Origin of the sequence: Bacillus sp. FSL R5-0585 (assembly GCF_038004545.1) — a bacterium.
Classification (GTDB): Bacteria; Bacillota; Bacilli; order Bacillales; family Bacillaceae_G; genus Bacillus_A; species Bacillus_A cereus.
The window spans coordinates 1,010,344-1,026,875 of the sequence record NZ_JBBORJ010000001.1 but is presented as its reverse complement, the minus strand read 5'-3'; the positions used below and the strand labels follow the sequence as shown (position 1 = coordinate 1,026,875).

The following is a 16,532-nucleotide window of genomic DNA, read 5'->3' as shown; positions in this document are numbered from 1 at the left end:
GCTACTCTCCTTTTACGTATGAAACAACTTTCCTTCTATTGCTTTTATATATCTTTCAGCAGAACGTTCAACTGCCTCATTTGCATTTTCTTTTACTACTCGATGAAAAGCATTGTATAAACGATTAAACTGTAACAGCTTCACTCGGTTCACCATTTCTTCCACTTTTCTCGCTGGTAATGGAATTAAGTTTGGATAGCTGTACATAAAACTTACCCACCGCTCATCCGCTACAACTTGAATAATATCACCTGTTAACAAAATCCCTTTTCCGTCATTACCTTCTTCCCAATGTAAGACAGATCCACCTTTAAAATGTCCCCCTAAACGATGAATGACTAATCCATCAGCTAATTGTAAAGACTCACCAGACCAATAAATAATACGACTACTCGGACGCATCACCCACTCTTTATCATCTTCATGTATATAAATTGGTACATCAAATGTCTCTGCCCATTCTACTTGCGTTGAATAATAATGAGGATGAGACAATGCAATCGCATCTAATTCGCCAAGCTCTTTTATTTTCGCAATTGTCGTTTCATCTAAATACGTAATACAGTCCCACAGTAAACGATATGACTCTGTTTTCACTACAAATGCCGTTTGACCGATCGCAAATCCTGGTTTTGTCGTAATACTATAAAGTCCATTTTCCTCTTTGATTATTTCATTTTTATATGTATCATCTGTTTGCAAATTTTCTAAAGTCGTCCAAGACTGCCCTTTCGGATTCACATACTGCCTTTCTTCATCACAAATATGACAACTCACCGGTTCTTCTACACTCGCTGCATACTGCACGCCACACGTTGTACAAACGAAATTTTTCATCATAATTTCCCCTATCCCTATATTTTTATTAAGCTAATTTTTGTTGATAATGATCTGCTTTTTTATTTTCAATTAATAAACTTATAAAAGTAAGTAAATAGACAACTGTAACCGATAATGGAATGACAGTAAATCCTTTTTCTGCAAAAAGAATCCCGCAAACTGACGTTACGAATACAGTCCCTACTGATAATAAACCATAACTTTTGCTTTCATAAATCCATACATACGGGATAAAATGAACACCTATTAACATTGCTACTACAAAAGGTAACCATTCTGGAAATTGAAAATAGGCAAGTAATACAAGTGGAATATTCAATACATTTATCCCACCAATTAATCCAGCCAAAATCCCTAACGGATTTCCTTTCGCAAACATATCAATTTTCAATATAGCAGCTATCATTAAGCCAAAAGGAAACACACAGCCCATACCGATTAAATATACCCACACCACTTGTTTTTCAGAAAGAACAAATCCTGTTATACTCATAACTACCCAAAATAAAACGCCGGCTAATATAATCGGTAAGCCTCTCTTCGTTTTTATTGCTAAATCCTTTTTCGCTTCTGCAACATTCATCTCACTATCTCCCCAAAAATATTTGTACTATAAAGTCACCTCAACCTCACCCATCCAATAACGCCAAGCTTCTAAATAATCTTTTAAATCTTTCGGGTGGTGCCGTAAACATGTATCTATACGAAAATATAATCCTATGACTATTTCTTCATATAAATCACGGTCATTTTTATGAAATACACATTGTTTCATCGCATAACCAATCGTTTCTTTTGTTAAATCTTCCGGAGTTGAACAGAACGCATAAATTAAATCATATATAGGATCTCCTAACACTGGTAAAGGATCAATTACACCGTGCAGTTTATTCTCTTGAAATATAAAATTATGAAATCCAAGATCACCATGCAATAAAAACGGCTGATTTATTCCAGCGTCCCTATTCGCTAACTTAAGAACCGTTCTATACTCTTCTTCACTTATGTAACGTCTTACATTTTCATGAGCTTCTATCACATTTGTTGTTAAAAATTCACTCCAAGATTGAACCGAATTTTCTTTCCATCCCCAGCCATCAACCTCTGTAGCTACTTCATACTCATTGATAACTTCTTTTACAAGTTTACAAAGAACACTCCGTTTATAGCCTAGTTTGCAAGAAGTTGTGCCCTCAAGGAATGAGTAAACAATATAGCGATTTAAAGGTTCCTTATATAAAAGCTTTGGAAATAATTCGTCCTTTTTATAAAACTGAAGAAAATAAGCTTCTTCACGTATGACATCCGATTCATTCAACTTTACAACGTATTGTTCATCTAACAAATATATAGTACTTGCCGTTCCCCCGTTTAATGCTTTTACGCTATTTGGATAATGTGAAATAACTTTTTCCTTAACTAGTTGTGCAGTGATTATTGAAATGTCCATTCTCTCACCCTTTAATTCGGAAGATTCCCTTAATTCAAAAGACAACTTTACTATTATTTGACAAACGCAAGGGAAATCCTCCCAACCATCCTAATATAACAAACAACAATTTTATTTTATTACAATGGCTTTCTTCCATATCTCATTTATGATAACGTGATTTTATCACTCTAAATGCTCTTCATATACTCTAATAATTTCTATTGCAGGGTCTATGTCTTGTAATTTATGAGCCAAACTTTCTACACCAAACACTTCTGTAAACGTATGACTGCCTACAATTAAATTAATCCCTTTAAATTTCGCATGTTGAACTGTATATAATGTTTTTTCACCTGTTATGTACGTGTCACACCCTTTTTCTAATGCACGTTCAATCAAATTTGTATTGTTTCCTGCACCGGTTAAAATCGCGATTCGTTTTACTGGTTTATCGTGATTTCTCCAGCTCTTCACTTTCTCTTCCATTCTTTCTTCAAGTTTTCCAACTAAGTTTGAAAAAGGAATCGATTCTTTATATTCTCCTATTCCCGGTAGTTCTTCTTCCTCATACGTGGAATATTCCAGTATTGTATCTATCCCAATTTCGTTAAATAACGAAGTACACGTGCCAAACTTTACAAAATCTAACGGCAAGTGAATCCAAAAATGATTCATTTCATATTGCTTCAATTTCTCAATACAAGCCTCTTCCATACCAAATAAAAAACTCCACGGCGCATGATGTGTAACTATCATATCGACTCCATTTTTATACGCTTCTTCAATCGTCTCTACTGTCAAATTTGTTGTGTAACCGATTTTGTGAAATTCATCTTTACTTATATGAGTAAAACCATATTCATCATCGCCGTATTTATGAAGGTCCTCTCCAAATAGTGATGTTATATGTTCGTTAAACTGCTTTATATTCATTTTATTTCTCCTTTCCTTTCATTTACTTTTATATTTCATAAATAAGGAAATACTAAATTACAACGTTACATACATATAGGAGGACACATATGAAACCTGAATTTTTAAAAGCTGTACATGATGCAATCGGAAATGTCGAACACATTCATATAGAAGAAAGCGGTGCTGACAGCTTACTTATTCATCATGATGATGCACAGCAATTACAACAAGTTGCTAAGGCGTTAGAAAATAATAATTTCCGCTCCACTTTAAGAACAACTGGAAATGCTTCGTACATTGAAGTATTGAACAGATAATGAAAGTCCGGATGTATTCCGGGCTTTCTTTTTTATCGCGCTATTCACCGAGCAGTAAGACCCCCACTGATTAAAGTTTCACTTTATATCGAAATTTCAAGCTCTTTCACATACACCGCTGTTCCAGCAATATCTATTTTTAACTTTTCGTTTTCTATCCCTTTCGTTACATAAACAGTTACACGACCATCTTTATTTATTTCCTGTCCTTGCTCAACGATTAAACCCAATTCATGTTCAAAATCTTTCTCTAAATACTCCGCATAATACGCTCCCATTACACCTGAAGCTGTTCCTGTCACTGGATCTTCAATCGTCCCAGCGTAAGCTGATGAAAAATGACGGCCGTGCATTTGTGCTAGTTCATCATAAGTTTCTAGACAAATTAGGTAAATAGAAGCATTAGGTATTTCTTTTAATACTGATGGAAATGCAGCATTATTAGGTTTCATTCTCTCAAATGCATTAAGATTTTTAATCGGTACAATTACAGTCCAATTACCAGTACTTCCATATACAATCGGTAAACTTACATCTAAATCATTTACTTCTAAACCGATACTATGAGCTAATTCTTCTTTTGAACCTGTAAATTCTTTAAACTGAGGTGCTGCCTGTCTCATTTTAATAAAGGGTTCTCCATTTTCATTTACACCTATTTGTATCGGTAAAATCCCAGCCTTCGTTTCAATCGTAAGGTTACTTTTCTCTTCTAATAAACCTTTTTCGCGCAAGGCATATATCGTCCCTACTGTCCCATGACCACATAAATCCATTTCAAAACCAGGTGTAAAGTAGCGCATTTTTATATCCGCTACTTCTGAAGGAAGAACGAAAGAAGTTTCGTTATATCCAACTTTTTCAGCAATAATTTGCATTTCCTCTTCCGTTAATCCACCTGCTTCTAATACAATACCTGCTGGATTACCCATATTCGGTTTATTCGTAAATGCGTCATAATGAAATACGTTTATAGTCTTCATTTTCTTTTCTCCTTATTTGTCCATTTCTTTATTTTTATAATCAATAAGAAAATCAATCTAACCAACTTTCATAATCAGCTTTTTGAAATGGACGGATAATGAGTCTATCCGTCTCTACTTCTAATAACGATAGCTTCATTTAATTTCATCCCTCGAAATATTAATTGAATTTTCTTTATTATCTTACACAAAATACAAAATCTAGTAAATCATTATGTTTTTGATACATAAAAACCCAGTCATGCTTTATACATAACTGGGTTCTCCATCGTTTCATAATTTTCTATTTCACAAGAACTGCATCTCGTAATTCCCTCTTCAACACTTTTCCTAAAGCGTTTTTCGGTAACTCATCTATGAATACTACTTCTGGTATTTTATAGCTTGCTAATTTCTCTTTACAATACTGAAGAATACTTTCTTCTGTTAATGTTGTTTCGCCATCCTTCACAATGTAAGCTCTTGGAACCTCTCCCCAAAAGTCATCTGGAACTCCAACTACTGCAACTTCTAAAACACCATGTATTTCATGAATAACATCTTCTACTTGATCTGGATATACGTTGTCACCACCGCGTATAATAACGTCTTTATATCTTCCCATAATATGCAGGAATCCATCATCATCTATCATGCCAGCATCACCCATGTTAAACCAGTTATCTTTTACTACCTTCTTTGTCGCCTTTTCATTATTCCAATATCCTTTAAACATGTATGGACTTTTCACATGAATCTCTCCAACTTCATTTGTCGTTAATTCATGTCCTGTTTCGGGATGAACAATTTTCACCTCTACATTTTTCAAGGTCTTTCCTACAGAAGACATCTTTTCTTTTCCCATCATTGGATGCCATGAGGTTACAACCCAACCTTCTGTACTACCATAGCCTTGCACCATATATATACCTTTTTCCATATATTTTTGAATGAGTGTTTCTGGCACTTTTGTACCACCGCTTTGTGCTACTTTAAAGGTTGAAATGTTACGTTCTTTTTTATTTAGTTCATCAAGCATGTAACTATAAACGGCTGGGAAAGCAAGCATCGTAGTAATTTTCTCTTCTTCAATCTTATCCCAAATAAGAGCAGGATTCGAATCAGCTAAGAAGATCATCGTAACGCCATGATAAATACAATTTAAAATAGAAAGCACGCCACTCATATGAAACAATGGATGCACAGATAAAAAGCGTTCACCTGCTGGGATTTCTCTTTGTCCCGCAATTTCAGCAAAATAATGATGTAAGTTTTTATGTCCAATTACACATGCTTTCGCCTGTCCAGTCGTTCCTGATGTAAACAAGTAAATGGCATCGTCTTCTTCATGAACTTCTACGTTCGGTTCTGTCGTTGGCTGTTTTTGCAACTCTAATTCAAATGAACCAAAGTCTTCTTTTGTCGTTTGAATTACATAAGGAATTTCTTTAACAGCATCAACCTTTAATAACACTTCATTAAATTCTTCATCAATAACTAACACTTTTAATTTCGCTTCTTTTACAATCGTTTCTAATTCATAAACAGTCAGCTGATGATTTAGCGGAATAAATACCGCTCCAATTTTTAAACTTGCCATCATAACGCTTGGAAATGGGTGATTATTTTTGCATAGTATTCCTATACGATCTCCTCTTTGCACACCATTATGTAACAAATAATGTGCAAACTGATTTACTCGTTCATTATATTGCTGAAACGAATATCTTTTCTCCCCCCCTACAAGCGCTTCCAAATTTGGTGATTGCATTGCTCTTTTTTGTAGTAATTTTTGCATCGTTCTCAAGTAAAACTCCCCTTTATATATGTTAGGTTTTTTATTTTACCAGATTAACTATTAATTTACTAAAGATTACACTTAGTGAATATAACGAAAATATAAAATATCCATTTACTTCACAAGTAAATGGATATTTTTCATTATATATTAGAATACTTCTTGTTCATCACATATTGCACATACTCAGGTGCACTTTTATCAATCTCTCCATCACTTAGTTTATATTCTGCACCATATAAATAAAAGGAAGGTATAAATTTCATACCTGTATATAAGCATGTAGCTTGGAATGGTTTCGTCAACTCATCCATTATAATTCCACTATTTTCATAGTCTTTTTCTAATCCACCTATAGAAATAGCTAAACCAAATTCTTTCCCCTTCACTTTATCTCCTTGTGATCCGTACGCAAATCCATACGTTAATACATCATCATACCATTTTTTTAATAATGGTGGTGTGCTGTACCAGTAAAGCGGAAATTGAAATATATATCTGTCATGTTCTACTAATAACTTTTGCTCTTCTTCAATATTAAACTCCCAATTCGGTGCCACTTTATACAATTCATGCACCGTAATTTCATCCGAATATTTCTCAAGTTCTTCAATCCATCTTTTATTAATTTTTGATTTTTCAATATCAGGATGTGCTACAATTACAAGTGTTTTCATCTTTTTTCATCCCCTTTATAAATTATTCAACCCTTTACGTATTAGTATGAATGAGTCACATATAATTGAAAAGTACGTACTTTAAAGTGCTATAGGAACCTTAAAGTACCTGTGGAGGTGTTATATGAATCAAAATGATAATTGCCCAATTGCAACAACACTCGATGTAATCGGTGGAAAATGGAAAGTTCATATTTTATGTATTTTGTCGGATGGAAAAATGCGAACAAATGAAATTAAACGAGAAATCCCAAACATTACACAAAAGGTTCTTACACAACAACTTCGGCAACTTGAAGCTGATGGGATTATCTATCGTACCGTATATCAAGAAGTTCCACCAAAGGTTGAGTACACACTAAGTGAATACGGAAAATCTTTAATGCAAATAATGGATAATCTGTTTGAATGGGGAAAAGATCATCAGATTAAAAGATTACATGACTAAAAAAGCACTATATACTTTGTTTCATCCTCTACGTTCATATTTTTTATTTCTATAAAGTTTATTTTCATCATTTTTTAGCTAACTTGTTTTCTTAGATTGATGGACGTGACCCCACATCCATCAATCTAAAAAGATACAATTAGAAAAATGAGATTTCTATAAAGTTTCGCATATAAACACTACTTCCGCCTCATTAAACGCTCGCTCTACTTTTTCTAATCTCAATTGTACGTAAGCTATAAAGAAGCACCCCTAAACCGAGAATTTTTTCATTATTAGACGCATTAGAACCTAAGGTAATAGTAGGTACATTTAAGCCCATAAACCTTTCGCTCCATTCTATAGGCATATATCCCTGCTTACCAATTGCTAATGTACGTCCGTCTATTGTACGGAGAGTACTTTGAATAAAATCAAACTCAACTTCTACATCTGACAATTTTGTGGCTTTATCTGTCATCAAAGTACCTCGTATCATAGTAAATCCTTGTATCATTTTTTCTTTAAACATACCAATTTGGTTATAATTCGAGTCATAAATTACCCAATCATATCCGTCCACTTCAGTATGAAAATAAGCTAGAATTTCCCCACTACTCGTTTCTAATCCGTAAACATCTTTATTATGTAAAAAAGGTATTACTGAAAAAAGAATATTTGATGAAACCATCTTTGTTCCTGCTATATACTTACCATCAGGATGATATAAACCAAATTGCTTGTTTCTTTTTGGTAATTCTAATACAACTAAAGTATCAACATCCCAAAATGTTGCATTACTTTTTATCATATTCTTTTGTATCAACTTTCCTTTTCTTAACTGCCAAAATCCAATTCCCAAAAAGATAGAAGCAGCGATAACAAAAAAGATAAACTGCCCCCAATTAATATGTCCCCAATCTTCATATACAGCGCATAAAGCAAGAATAAAAATACCCGTCCCAATTAACAGTTTCATCTTTCCTTTTCGCTTATAATAATCAAATAATTCCATTTCTATATCCCCCCTTATTTCTGTTCCCCAACTATTAATATATCAAAAACATAGAATGCCCTCTATTCAAAAATATAAGTTCTTCCACTATCCAGTTCATTGGAAACAAAGTGATAGTCGACCTTTTGAGCTCAAACCCCTGAGAAAGAATAAAAGCGAAAGCAATATTTTTGTATTTTAGAGATAATACCCTTCCACCATCAAGCTAATAAAAAGATACTCCTTAAAAATAAAAAACGCTATTCTCTCTGTAAAATCATAGAAAAGAATAGCGCTTTTTATTTTGAAATAGAAATCATCATTTAAACTAAACATGCTAATATTGATTTTGTGCGATTGTCAGTTACCTCATAATAAATTTCTAATCCTTTCCGAGTACCTGTAACCATTTTAGCAGCTTTTAGTTTAGATAAATGTTGACTAATTGTACTTTGAGGCATTTGTAAATCCCCATACATTGTTGTTACATTAGTAGGACCTTTTGCAAGCATTATTTTTACTAAAGATAGACGAACTGGATGCGCCAATACCTTTAACACCTCAGCGATTTCTTGAAACATTTCTTTTTTTTCTTTCATCTTATTTCTCCCCTTTTTATATACATATTTATGTTATCCATATATATAATTCGAAGGTATATGCGTTTTTGTGTCCGTCATTTTAAAAAAATATAAAAAAAATGTAATCCGAAACTAAAGGATTAGCTTAACATAATGTCTCACCATTAATGATGAATAGGAATCTCATTATAGAAGCAGCAGTTTTTATACTACACCTCTACATTCAACTAACTAAAACCAATGAAAAAAAGAGCAGATAGTCTGCCCTTTTATGATGCCTCCTTATGTTCCGTGGAATGTTTAACACTCCCCAGTCTCTTTAGTTTATTCCACCCTACCGCTACTCCTCGAAGCGATGAGAATATAGATTTAATGACAACATAAGTCATAAATTGACGATAAATAAAACGTTGTAAAATTAACCATGCCAATGGTTTTGGGTTCTCTTCCTCTAATTTAAATGCGAACAGAGAAGCGAGAAGATCCATTAAAAAGAATACAAGATAAAACCCTAAAACTTTTAGCGGATTACTACTAAATAGTCCTATAATCATTAATATATCTGCAAAAGGAGCAATGAATTGCAGAACATATTGGAATAACCACATATTAGGCAGTGCAATAAACCCTAATGTTTTATGTTTTGAATTACACAACGCTTTTCGATGTTTCCAAAGACATTGAAGTGTACCATATGACCAACGATATCGCTGTTTAATGAGACTTTTCACATCTTCAGGTGATTCCGTAAAAGCATGCGCTTTTTCTTCATATACAATTCTATGCCCTTGACGTAAAAATGTAATAGTAAGATCCGTATCTTCTGCTAATGTATCTTCGCTTAAATATCCAGATTCAACTACATTCTTCTTGCGCCACGCCCCAATAGCTCCTGGAACTACTGTAATACAATTTAACTCATCAAAAGCTCTACGTTCTAAATTAAACCCTGTAATATACTCAACATGTTGCCAAGTAGTTAACAAATTCCGTCTATTCCCCACTTTGACATTACCTGAAACTGCAGCTACATTCTGATCTTCAAAGTGTCTAACCATCAGAGAAATAGCGTCTTGCGCAATAATAGTATCCGCATCTAAAGTGACAATGATTTCTCCTCGCGATTGTTGAAACCCTAGGTTCATTGCCGATGATTTCCCCCCGTTTTCTTTCTGAATGAGACGAACTTTAGGGTGTTTATAAAATGTTTCTTGCATTACTTTTGACGTACCATCTGTCGATCCGTCATCCACAACAATAACTTCAAATTCTCTATAATTACTATCCAAAATTGAGTGAATCGTCTTAGCTATCACCTTTTCTTCATTATATGCTGCTATGACAACACTAACAAAAGGTTGATAAGACGAATTAATATATCGAGATAACGTTTTTCTTTTCTGCTTCCATGCAAAATAAATTAAGAATAAAAATCGAAAAATCCCTAATCCAATAGCAATATAAAAAATAGTTGTTAATATATGCTTAAAATATCCAGCTCCTGAAAAGACAGCTTTATTGTAAAGTAAATATTGCTTCCCCTCAGAAGAAACAGGAGGCATAATTTCATCTCGTTCTTTATTCATTAAATCTGAAATTGTTACAAAACTATATCCATGCTTTTTTAAGTCTTTAATAATGATTGGGAGCGCCTCTACTGTATGGGTACGATCCCCTCCCGCATCATGGAGAAGAATAATATTTCCCTCTCCCTTATAAATAGGATTAAGAGCACGTCTTACTAATTCATTTGTTGATGGTGTTGCCCAGTCTTCGGGATCAACTTTTTCCGCTACCATTGTATAGTTCATATTTTGTGCACGTAAAATAGGCAATATTTCATTTGATGAATCCGGGTTAGCATCCGCTTCATATGGCGGTCTAAATAAAACCGTAGAATGTCCAGTTACTTCCTGAATTAAACGTTGCGTCGTATTAAGTTCTACTTTCGTTCGTAGTAAAGACGTATCAGCTATGTTAGGATGCTTGAAAGTATGATTCCCAATTTCATGCCCTTCATCGTATATTCTTTTTACAATACTAGTATTTAGTTGTGCGTTTTCACCAAGTACAAAAAAAGCAGCTTTTATTTGATTCTCTTTTAATATATCTAAAATTTCTGGCGTATATTTCGGGTCTGGTCCATCATCAAATGTTAATACTACTTGTTTCCCATTTGGTTTTCCATATCGTTGCACTTCATATGCAGATGGTAAGGATTGATATACTTCATCTGTAATATAACCATCTTTGCCTACTTTAAAATCTCTCAATCCATTTTTTCTTTCATTCTCAATCTGTAAAATTTCACCTTGTCCAGAATAATTTACTTCATCTAAACTATTGATTTTATGTAATACATTAGGATTTTTTTGTGCCTCAATAGGATTTTTTAAAACTTTCCATATTGTAGGGTCTTCTGCTCCTAGTCTCCATAATGCAAAGCCCTTTGCATTGTTCTCCATTGCAATTTTCACTTGATTATAGAGAGTAACACTGTCTAAGAACCAAGCAGTATGTTCTTTCTCTCCTGTTTTATATCTAAAATAAGGATTTCCACTACTCTTATCCCATTGAATTTTCATATTTGAACCTTGAGCCATTGCCATAACTTCTGAAAAAGTTAATGATTTCGCAGCTTCTTTACTATTTACTTCCCAATCATATCCATAGTTACCGAAAGCAACTATAAGCTTATTAGACGGAATATTCAGTTCTTTCAATGTATGTTGGAACCATTTATTTGAAGCAATTGGTCCTGGTTCCCCGGCTCCATAGTGCTCATCGTACATCATTACAATCATTCGATCTATTATTTTTGCTAACGCACTATAATCAAAAGCCTTATCATTAGCTGGAACATCTTGTGTAACGAGCAAATCATGTTCATGAAATTCCGTAGTAAGTTCTTTCATAAAATTTGTTAAGTTTTCTCTATCACTTTCAGGTACGGCCTCAAAGTCAATATTAATTCCTGAAAAATGATTCTTTTTAACTTGGCTTACTAAATCATTAATAAACTTTGTCTTTACATCATTTGAGGAATTCAGTAACTTATGAATTAGCCCACTATCAGGACCAGAAGCTTCCTCAGTATAGTTAGTAAGCAAAGGCATAATCTTCACTTGATTTTTTTCTGCCAACTTTACTATCTCAGGTTTGATCTCACTTCTAATCGTTAAATCTGCTTTTAAATGATACCACTCTGGTACTAACGTAGTTAAGGAATCGATATTTTCTTTTAAAGAAGCGGTACTATTTTCATCCCAGTTTACGTAAAAACCATACACTTCTTTAGGTTGTTTACTATCCTTCGGCGGATTCACCAAATTTTTATTATCCTTCGTTTCGGTATTTGGGTTAAATTCTTCCTTCTTTAACTGCTGATCACTAAGTTTTTGATTAATTGGTACAAGTTTAGTATCTTGTTGTACAGCGGTATTCATATTTGGAATTTCTGGTGTTGAAAAAATACTTTGAAAGAAAAAATAGAATACAACACCTACACTAACTATTGAGATACATAGAAACGAAATAAAGGCTATGTTTCTCCTTCCTTTCGGATCATAAAAAACAGGTTTTTCTTTATCTTTGTCTTGTTGAATGTTTTTCTCCATTATATTTTTCACATACTCCTTCTTAATAGAACTATAAAATAATAAAGTGTAACTTTAATCAGCCCTCACCAATTGGGCATTTACAAGCAGCCCAACTCCCACCTAACTTCTTTGCCCAGCCAAATTTTGAGATGGGAGTTTTACTGCCCACAATAGCGAGAGAAATCCTTTTAGCTTTGAAATGAATCTCTCACTTCCATATTCTATTGATTCTTCTTTTCATTCCCTTGCTGGTGGCCTCTATTTTCTTGTTGAGACCCCCTACCATTGTTCCCTTGCTCGTTTCCACCATTTTCTTTCTGGGATCCTCTTCCATTGTTCCCTTGCCCATTTCCATTATTCCCTTGTTGTGACCCTCTTCCGTTGTTTCCTTGCTCGTTCCCATTATTTCCTTGTTGTGATTCTCTTCCGTTGTTCCCTTGTCCATTTCCATTATTTCCTTGTTGTGATTCTCTTCCATTGTTCCCTTGCCCATTTCCATTATTCCCTTGTTGTGATCCTCTTCCGTTGCTCCCTTGCCCATTTCCATTATTTCCTTGTTGTGATCCTCTTCCGTTGTTCCCTTGCCCATTTCCATTATTCCCTTGTTGTGATCCTCTTCCGTTGTTCCCTTGCTGATTCCCATTATTTCCTTGTTGAGCTTCTCTACTTTTATTCTCCTGTTGATTCCCTCTATTTTCTTGCTGAGATCCTCTTCCATTGTTTTCTTTTATTTGCTTCGATGGCTGTTCCTCTGTTTTCTTTTGTTCTTTCTGCTCTTGCTTTTCATATTTTTTTTCGTCTACAGGAGATAAATCCATTGATGCATCAGGAGATGACTCCGGCTGTGATTGCACCTCTTCTTCATTTCCCACCGGATTAGGCGGCGTGGCAGGAGGAGTAAGCGATTTGTTTTTCTCATTCTCTTGCTTTATATAGACACCTGTGCCAATTCCAGCTTTTCTAGCATTCTCTCGTACTTGCATCGTGCTACTTTGATATTCAACTGTAATATGTTTTAACTCATATTCTTTCTTCAATTCTTTCATTGCCTTTTCTAACTGTGGTTCTAGCGCCTTGTCCTTTGCAACTGCTGTTAGCATAACTTGCTTATCATTCGTTAAATACTTATCCTCTTGACTTTGCTTTATAATAGTACGTATTACTTCTTGTAATTGTTTATTTTCCCATTGCTTCAATTCTTTTAAAATACGCCTTCCATCATCATTACAAGCCTGTAAATCTATAACACGAAAATCCTTCGTTACGCTCACCTCTAAACTTGGATTTATATCAACTGAGACGTAAGCAAATACTTTTTCTTCTGGTTGGTTGTAGAAAAACAGCACTGCAAATAGAAAACAAGCAACAAGTATTGATGCAGGTTTTAAAAAGGAAGGGATCGAAAAATGCGATGCTTTTTGTTCTTGCTCATCAAATGAGATTTCCTCCCCGATCATGCAAGAATCCCCTTTTCTTTTACACGTAATAAACTCTCCATTTGGTGTTAAAACAACTACGCTATGCTTTTTTATATCCATCACAATTCCTTTATTCATCATGCTTTTCCCCTCTTATGTAATCCAGAATATATGTATAGTTGTTTGCAAAAATAATACACATTGCAATAATGTATTTTCTATGTCGTTCCAACGTTTTACGACTTACTCTAACACGCGGTTCAATATGTTTAAGCGGTAACTTTTTCTTTCGGAACAGCTCTTCCATCATTTCCTCTTCTTTTATAATAATTTTTACAATTTCTATTAAGTGCTCACGCGTATCACGATGCTTAGGAGATTCTTTAGCAAGCTCTGAGAATGTGATTTTAAACTCAGCTAGCACACTTTGAAAATGAAGAATTTCCTCCTTACGGTTACTATTTTCCATCTCTTTCATATACTCCGTAAGCGACACTTGCATTTCTAACATTTCCTCTTGCTCATCTTCTTTTAAAAAGACAAAGTTATGTTTAGACTCCTTACGTATATAGTCAATTACATCTCTTTTTATAAGAAGATCAGCAAACGCTAAAAAGGATTTTCCTTTTGTATAGGAATACTGTTCAATTGCTTCGTTAAATGCAAACAATCCAATGCTATATTCATCATCCTGTTCTGTAATATATCGGCGGCAGACAGATGAGATTGATTTTCTAATAAAAGGCTGATACTGTACGATAAACGCTTCTTTATCTTCTTCGTTGTTTTGTATGTTACATACGATATCTTCTATTTTCGGTTTTCTTAAGATCTTCATTACTAAACTCAACACTTGTAATCTCCCAGCCTCCTTCAAATAGCAAAATGGCCACTACAAAAGTGACCATTTAACCAGATTTTCTTGGTACTTTTCTTCGGTCTTGTTTTCTTGCTGTTAGTTATATTTTTAGAGTCTAACGTTTTCTTAATGATTTTTCCTTTTCTCTCGGCACTAAAGTTAAGTTTGTATTTTTATCTACTTTCTTATTTTCTACCGTTCGTTTTGCTTATTCATTTTCTATTTTATCTGCAATCCTTGAATAACTCTTCTCTATATAATTGGTAATTTCATCCTTCCGTTTTGGATGCCACTTAATCTAGTAATTTTATTAATACTTCTATATTCTTTCATAGTCATTTTTCTTCTATTTATTTTTTTCACTATACATATTCGGAGGAGTACAAAGTTTTATGGGGGTCAAAAAATATTTTTATAAAAAAATACATATTTATTTCAAAAATAAAAACCATCAATTTGAAAAAGGGTAATCAAATTGATGGTTTTCTTATAATATCTATTAAATTAAGTTGGATTCTCAGTATATCTAAAAAAGTACTAGCTATCCTCTTCTGATTTTCTCCATTTTTATCTTTCTTGGTTATCATAATATGTCTTATCTGCGTATTTTCTATCATTTCCTTTTAGATAAGCTAAAATTACTTTTGGATTTTTAAGTAAAGTCCAGTCTCCATATGTATCAAATCTTCTGCATGAAGTTATCATTCCATTTTTAATAGTACCGAATTTCTTATTATTTTTCTTTCCCCACTCTTTTAAACGTTTAGCGAAATCTGCATCTTCTGCCATAAGCATGTTTTCATTAAATCCGTTGATTGCCATAAAATCTTTTCTATAGCACCAAAAAATCCCTACAGATATAGCTCCGTACTTAAAAAGTAAGGGGATTATGATTAACATTGCGGAGAGAAATATTCCTAAAGATATTCTTTCAAACTTCCCATTTACCCCACCACCAATGTATTTACCTGAAGCTAAATATTTATCTACATTAGACAACATAGACTCTGTCATTATCGTATCAGCGTCTATAGTGACGATTATTTCTCCACTAGCTATTTTTGCCCCTGCATTCCGGATTTTAGATAAGTTTTTATCATTATTTTTCAATGTAACACAATTATAAGATTTTGCTATTTCCTCTGTTTTATCTGTGCAACGATTTAAAACAACTATAACTTCCGTTTGCTCTTTATATGCCTCTGATGCCTTTGCAATTGAATCTAAACATTTTCTAATGTACTTTTCTTCATTGTGTGCAGGAATTATAATAGAAAACTTCACATCTTTTTTCAAATTAACTCCTAAAGATTCGTTTGTCTCAGTCATAATATTCCCCCCTTATTTTATAAGGTAAATATCTGTTATACATAACATATATTAAAATTCAATAAATTATATGATAGGAACTGCAGGTAAACTATTACTTGAGTATTAAAAAACAAAAACGTTATTCTTTCTAAATAAGCAAAATTACTAGAAAGAATAACGTTTTTTATTAGTTACATTAATATTTTATTCGTTGCTTTATTTCTTCAAAACGAGCATGTATAATTTTTCTGATATCTGGATGATTCTTATATAAAGTAACAGTATACATGATGGAAGATGCAAGAATAGTAGACCATATTAACCAATCTCCAGCATGAAAAAGAACTTTAATTATTTCACTCGTAAATTCTTCCTGTCCGTCATGAAATGTATAGCTGAGTA

At 33.5% G+C, this 16,532-nt stretch carries 15 protein-coding genes and 2 pseudogenes; 2 read left to right on the top strand and 15 right to left on the bottom strand.

All coding sequences use genetic code 11. The features are described from left to right. Positions 1–12: 12 nt before the first annotated feature. The 4 genes from MKY38_RS05340 to MKY38_RS05325 all read right to left on the bottom strand — a co-directional run bounded on the left by MKY38_RS05340 (position 13) and on the right by MKY38_RS05325 (position 3,205). The gene (locus MKY38_RS05340; protein WP_070180363.1) at positions 13–840 is read right to left on the bottom strand and encodes an MBL fold metallo-hydrolase; all 828 of its coding nucleotides are present in this window, start codon (positions 838–840) and stop codon (positions 13–15) included. A gap of 25 nt (positions 841–865) precedes the next feature. Next, entirely contained in the window at positions 866–1,423 is a 558-nt protein-coding gene (locus tag MKY38_RS05335; protein ID WP_078384839.1) for a DUF7010 family protein, read from the bottom strand. Between the two features lie 27 nt (positions 1,424–1,450). After that, entirely contained in the window at positions 1,451–2,290 is an 840-nt protein-coding gene (locus MKY38_RS05330; RefSeq protein WP_025708814.1) for a phosphotransferase, read from the bottom strand. Between the two features lie 165 nt (positions 2,291–2,455). After that, a complete protein-coding gene (locus MKY38_RS05325) occupies positions 2,456–3,205 on the bottom strand; it encodes a Nif3-like dinuclear metal center hexameric protein (RefSeq protein ID WP_341048294.1) in 750 nt (249 codons plus the stop codon). An 89-nt stretch (positions 3,206–3,294) separates the two neighbouring features. Between MKY38_RS05325 and MKY38_RS05320 the strand changes: the two genes are divergently transcribed. Then, positions 3,295–3,504 carry a hypothetical protein gene (locus MKY38_RS05320; protein WP_070180365.1) on the top strand — a complete coding sequence of 70 codons (210 nt, stop codon included), beginning with the start codon at positions 3,295–3,297 and terminating at the stop codon, positions 3,502–3,504. A gap of 83 nt (positions 3,505–3,587) precedes the next feature. Here the strand turns inward: MKY38_RS05320 and MKY38_RS05315 are convergent, their stop codons facing one another. From MKY38_RS05315 to MKY38_RS05300, 4 genes and pseudogenes are all read right to left on the bottom strand, one after another. Then, positions 3,588–4,487, bottom strand: a complete 900-nt coding sequence (locus MKY38_RS05315) for a PhzF family phenazine biosynthesis isomerase (protein ID WP_341048290.1) — start codon at positions 4,485–4,487, stop codon at positions 3,588–3,590. A gap of 55 nt (positions 4,488–4,542) precedes the next feature. After that, positions 4,543–4,626 (bottom strand): annotated as a pseudogene (locus MKY38_RS05310) (GNAT family N-acetyltransferase); the annotation flags it as partial. Positions 4,627–4,770: 144 nt separating this feature from the next. Further along, entirely contained in the window at positions 4,771–6,264 is a 1,494-nt protein-coding gene (locus MKY38_RS05305; RefSeq protein WP_170965735.1) for an AMP-binding protein, read from the bottom strand. Positions 6,265–6,407: 143 nt separating this feature from the next. After that, positions 6,408–6,941, bottom strand: coding sequence for an NAD(P)H-dependent oxidoreductase (locus tag MKY38_RS05300; RefSeq protein ID WP_065224199.1), 534 nt, complete (start codon positions 6,939–6,941; stop codon positions 6,408–6,410). A gap of 124 nt (positions 6,942–7,065) precedes the next feature. On the opposite strand from MKY38_RS05300, the gene MKY38_RS05295 reads away from it, so the two are divergent. Further along, the gene (locus MKY38_RS05295) at positions 7,066–7,389 is read left to right on the top strand and encodes a winged helix-turn-helix transcriptional regulator (RefSeq protein WP_001072981.1); all 324 of its coding nucleotides are present in this window, start codon (positions 7,066–7,068) and stop codon (positions 7,387–7,389) included. Positions 7,390–7,582: 193 nt separating this feature from the next. Here the strand turns inward: MKY38_RS05295 and MKY38_RS05290 are convergent, their stop codons facing one another. The 7 genes and pseudogenes from MKY38_RS05290 to MKY38_RS05260 form a co-directional block, all read right to left on the bottom strand. Further along, complete coding sequence (locus MKY38_RS05290; RefSeq protein ID WP_044584716.1) at positions 7,583–8,383, bottom strand: hypothetical protein; 801 nt, start codon at positions 8,381–8,383, stop codon at positions 7,583–7,585. Positions 8,384–8,685: 302 nt separating this feature from the next. Beyond that, on the bottom strand, positions 8,686–8,961 hold the full coding sequence (locus MKY38_RS05285; RefSeq protein ID WP_000660066.1) for an ArsR/SmtB family transcription factor: 276 nt from the start codon (positions 8,959–8,961) through the stop codon (positions 8,686–8,688). A gap of 251 nt (positions 8,962–9,212) precedes the next feature. Beyond that, positions 9,213–12,560 (bottom strand): glycosyltransferase, encoded by a 3,348-nt coding sequence (locus MKY38_RS05280; RefSeq protein WP_341050253.1) that lies wholly within the window; start codon positions 12,558–12,560, stop codon positions 9,213–9,215. 203 nt (positions 12,561–12,763) lie between these two features. Further along, positions 12,764–14,101 (bottom strand): anti-sigma factor domain-containing protein, encoded by a 1,338-nt coding sequence (locus tag MKY38_RS05275; RefSeq protein WP_000981224.1) that lies wholly within the window; start codon positions 14,099–14,101, stop codon positions 12,764–12,766. After that, complete coding sequence (gene sigI / locus MKY38_RS05270; RefSeq protein WP_002082432.1) at positions 14,091–14,813, bottom strand: RNA polymerase sigma factor SigI; 723 nt, start codon at positions 14,811–14,813, stop codon at positions 14,091–14,093. The genes MKY38_RS05275 and sigI overlap by 11 nt, the downstream gene beginning before the upstream one ends. Before the next feature lie 573 nt (positions 14,814–15,386). Continuing rightward, positions 15,387–16,148 (bottom strand): glycosyltransferase, encoded by a 762-nt coding sequence (locus tag MKY38_RS05265; RefSeq protein ID WP_065224196.1) that lies wholly within the window; start codon positions 16,146–16,148, stop codon positions 15,387–15,389. Between the two features lie 178 nt (positions 16,149–16,326). Continuing rightward, a pseudogene (locus MKY38_RS05260) lies at positions 16,327–16,521 on the bottom strand (hypothetical protein); the annotation flags it as partial. Between the last annotated feature and the right edge of the window lie 11 nt (positions 16,522–16,532).

What these genes read in the sequence shown, in the direction of transcription:
- MKY38_RS05340 (WP_070180363.1), bottom strand. Translation starts at nt 840, where the DNA reads ATGATGAAAAATTTCGTTTGTACAACGTGTGGCGTGCAGTATGCAGCG.
- MKY38_RS05335 (WP_078384839.1), bottom strand. Translation starts at nt 1,423, where the DNA reads ATGAATGTTGCAGAAGCGAAAAAGGATTTAGCAATAAAAACGAAGAGA.
- MKY38_RS05330 (WP_025708814.1), bottom strand. Translation starts at nt 2,290, where the DNA reads ATGGACATTTCAATAATCACTGCACAACTAGTTAAGGAAAAAGTTATT.
- MKY38_RS05325 (WP_341048294.1), bottom strand. Translation starts at nt 3,205, where the DNA reads ATGAATATAAAGCAGTTTAACGAACATATAACATCACTATTTGGAGAG.
- MKY38_RS05320 (WP_070180365.1), top strand. Translation starts at nt 3,295, where the DNA reads ATGAAACCTGAATTTTTAAAAGCTGTACATGATGCAATCGGAAATGTC.
- MKY38_RS05315 (WP_341048290.1), bottom strand. Translation starts at nt 4,487, where the DNA reads ATGAAGACTATAAACGTATTTCATTATGACGCATTTACGAATAAACCG.
- MKY38_RS05305 (WP_170965735.1), bottom strand. Translation starts at nt 6,264, where the DNA reads ATGCAAAAATTACTACAAAAAAGAGCAATGCAATCACCAAATTTGGAA.
- MKY38_RS05300 (WP_065224199.1), bottom strand. Translation starts at nt 6,941, where the DNA reads ATGAAAACACTTGTAATTGTAGCACATCCTGATATTGAAAAATCAAAA.
- MKY38_RS05295 (WP_001072981.1), top strand. Translation starts at nt 7,066, where the DNA reads ATGAATCAAAATGATAATTGCCCAATTGCAACAACACTCGATGTAATC.
- MKY38_RS05290 (WP_044584716.1), bottom strand. Translation starts at nt 8,383, where the DNA reads ATGGAATTATTTGATTATTATAAGCGAAAAGGAAAGATGAAACTGTTA.
- MKY38_RS05285 (WP_000660066.1), bottom strand. Translation starts at nt 8,961, where the DNA reads ATGAAAGAAAAAAAAGAAATGTTTCAAGAAATCGCTGAGGTGTTAAAG.
- MKY38_RS05280 (WP_341050253.1), bottom strand. Translation starts at nt 12,560, where the DNA reads ATGGAGAAAAACATTCAACAAGACAAAGATAAAGAAAAACCTGTTTTT.
- MKY38_RS05275 (WP_000981224.1), bottom strand. Translation starts at nt 14,101, where the DNA reads ATGATGAATAAAGGAATTGTGATGGATATAAAAAAGCATAGCGTAGTT.
- MKY38_RS05265 (WP_065224196.1), bottom strand. Translation starts at nt 16,148, where the DNA reads ATGACTGAGACAAACGAATCTTTAGGAGTTAATTTGAAAAAAGATGTG.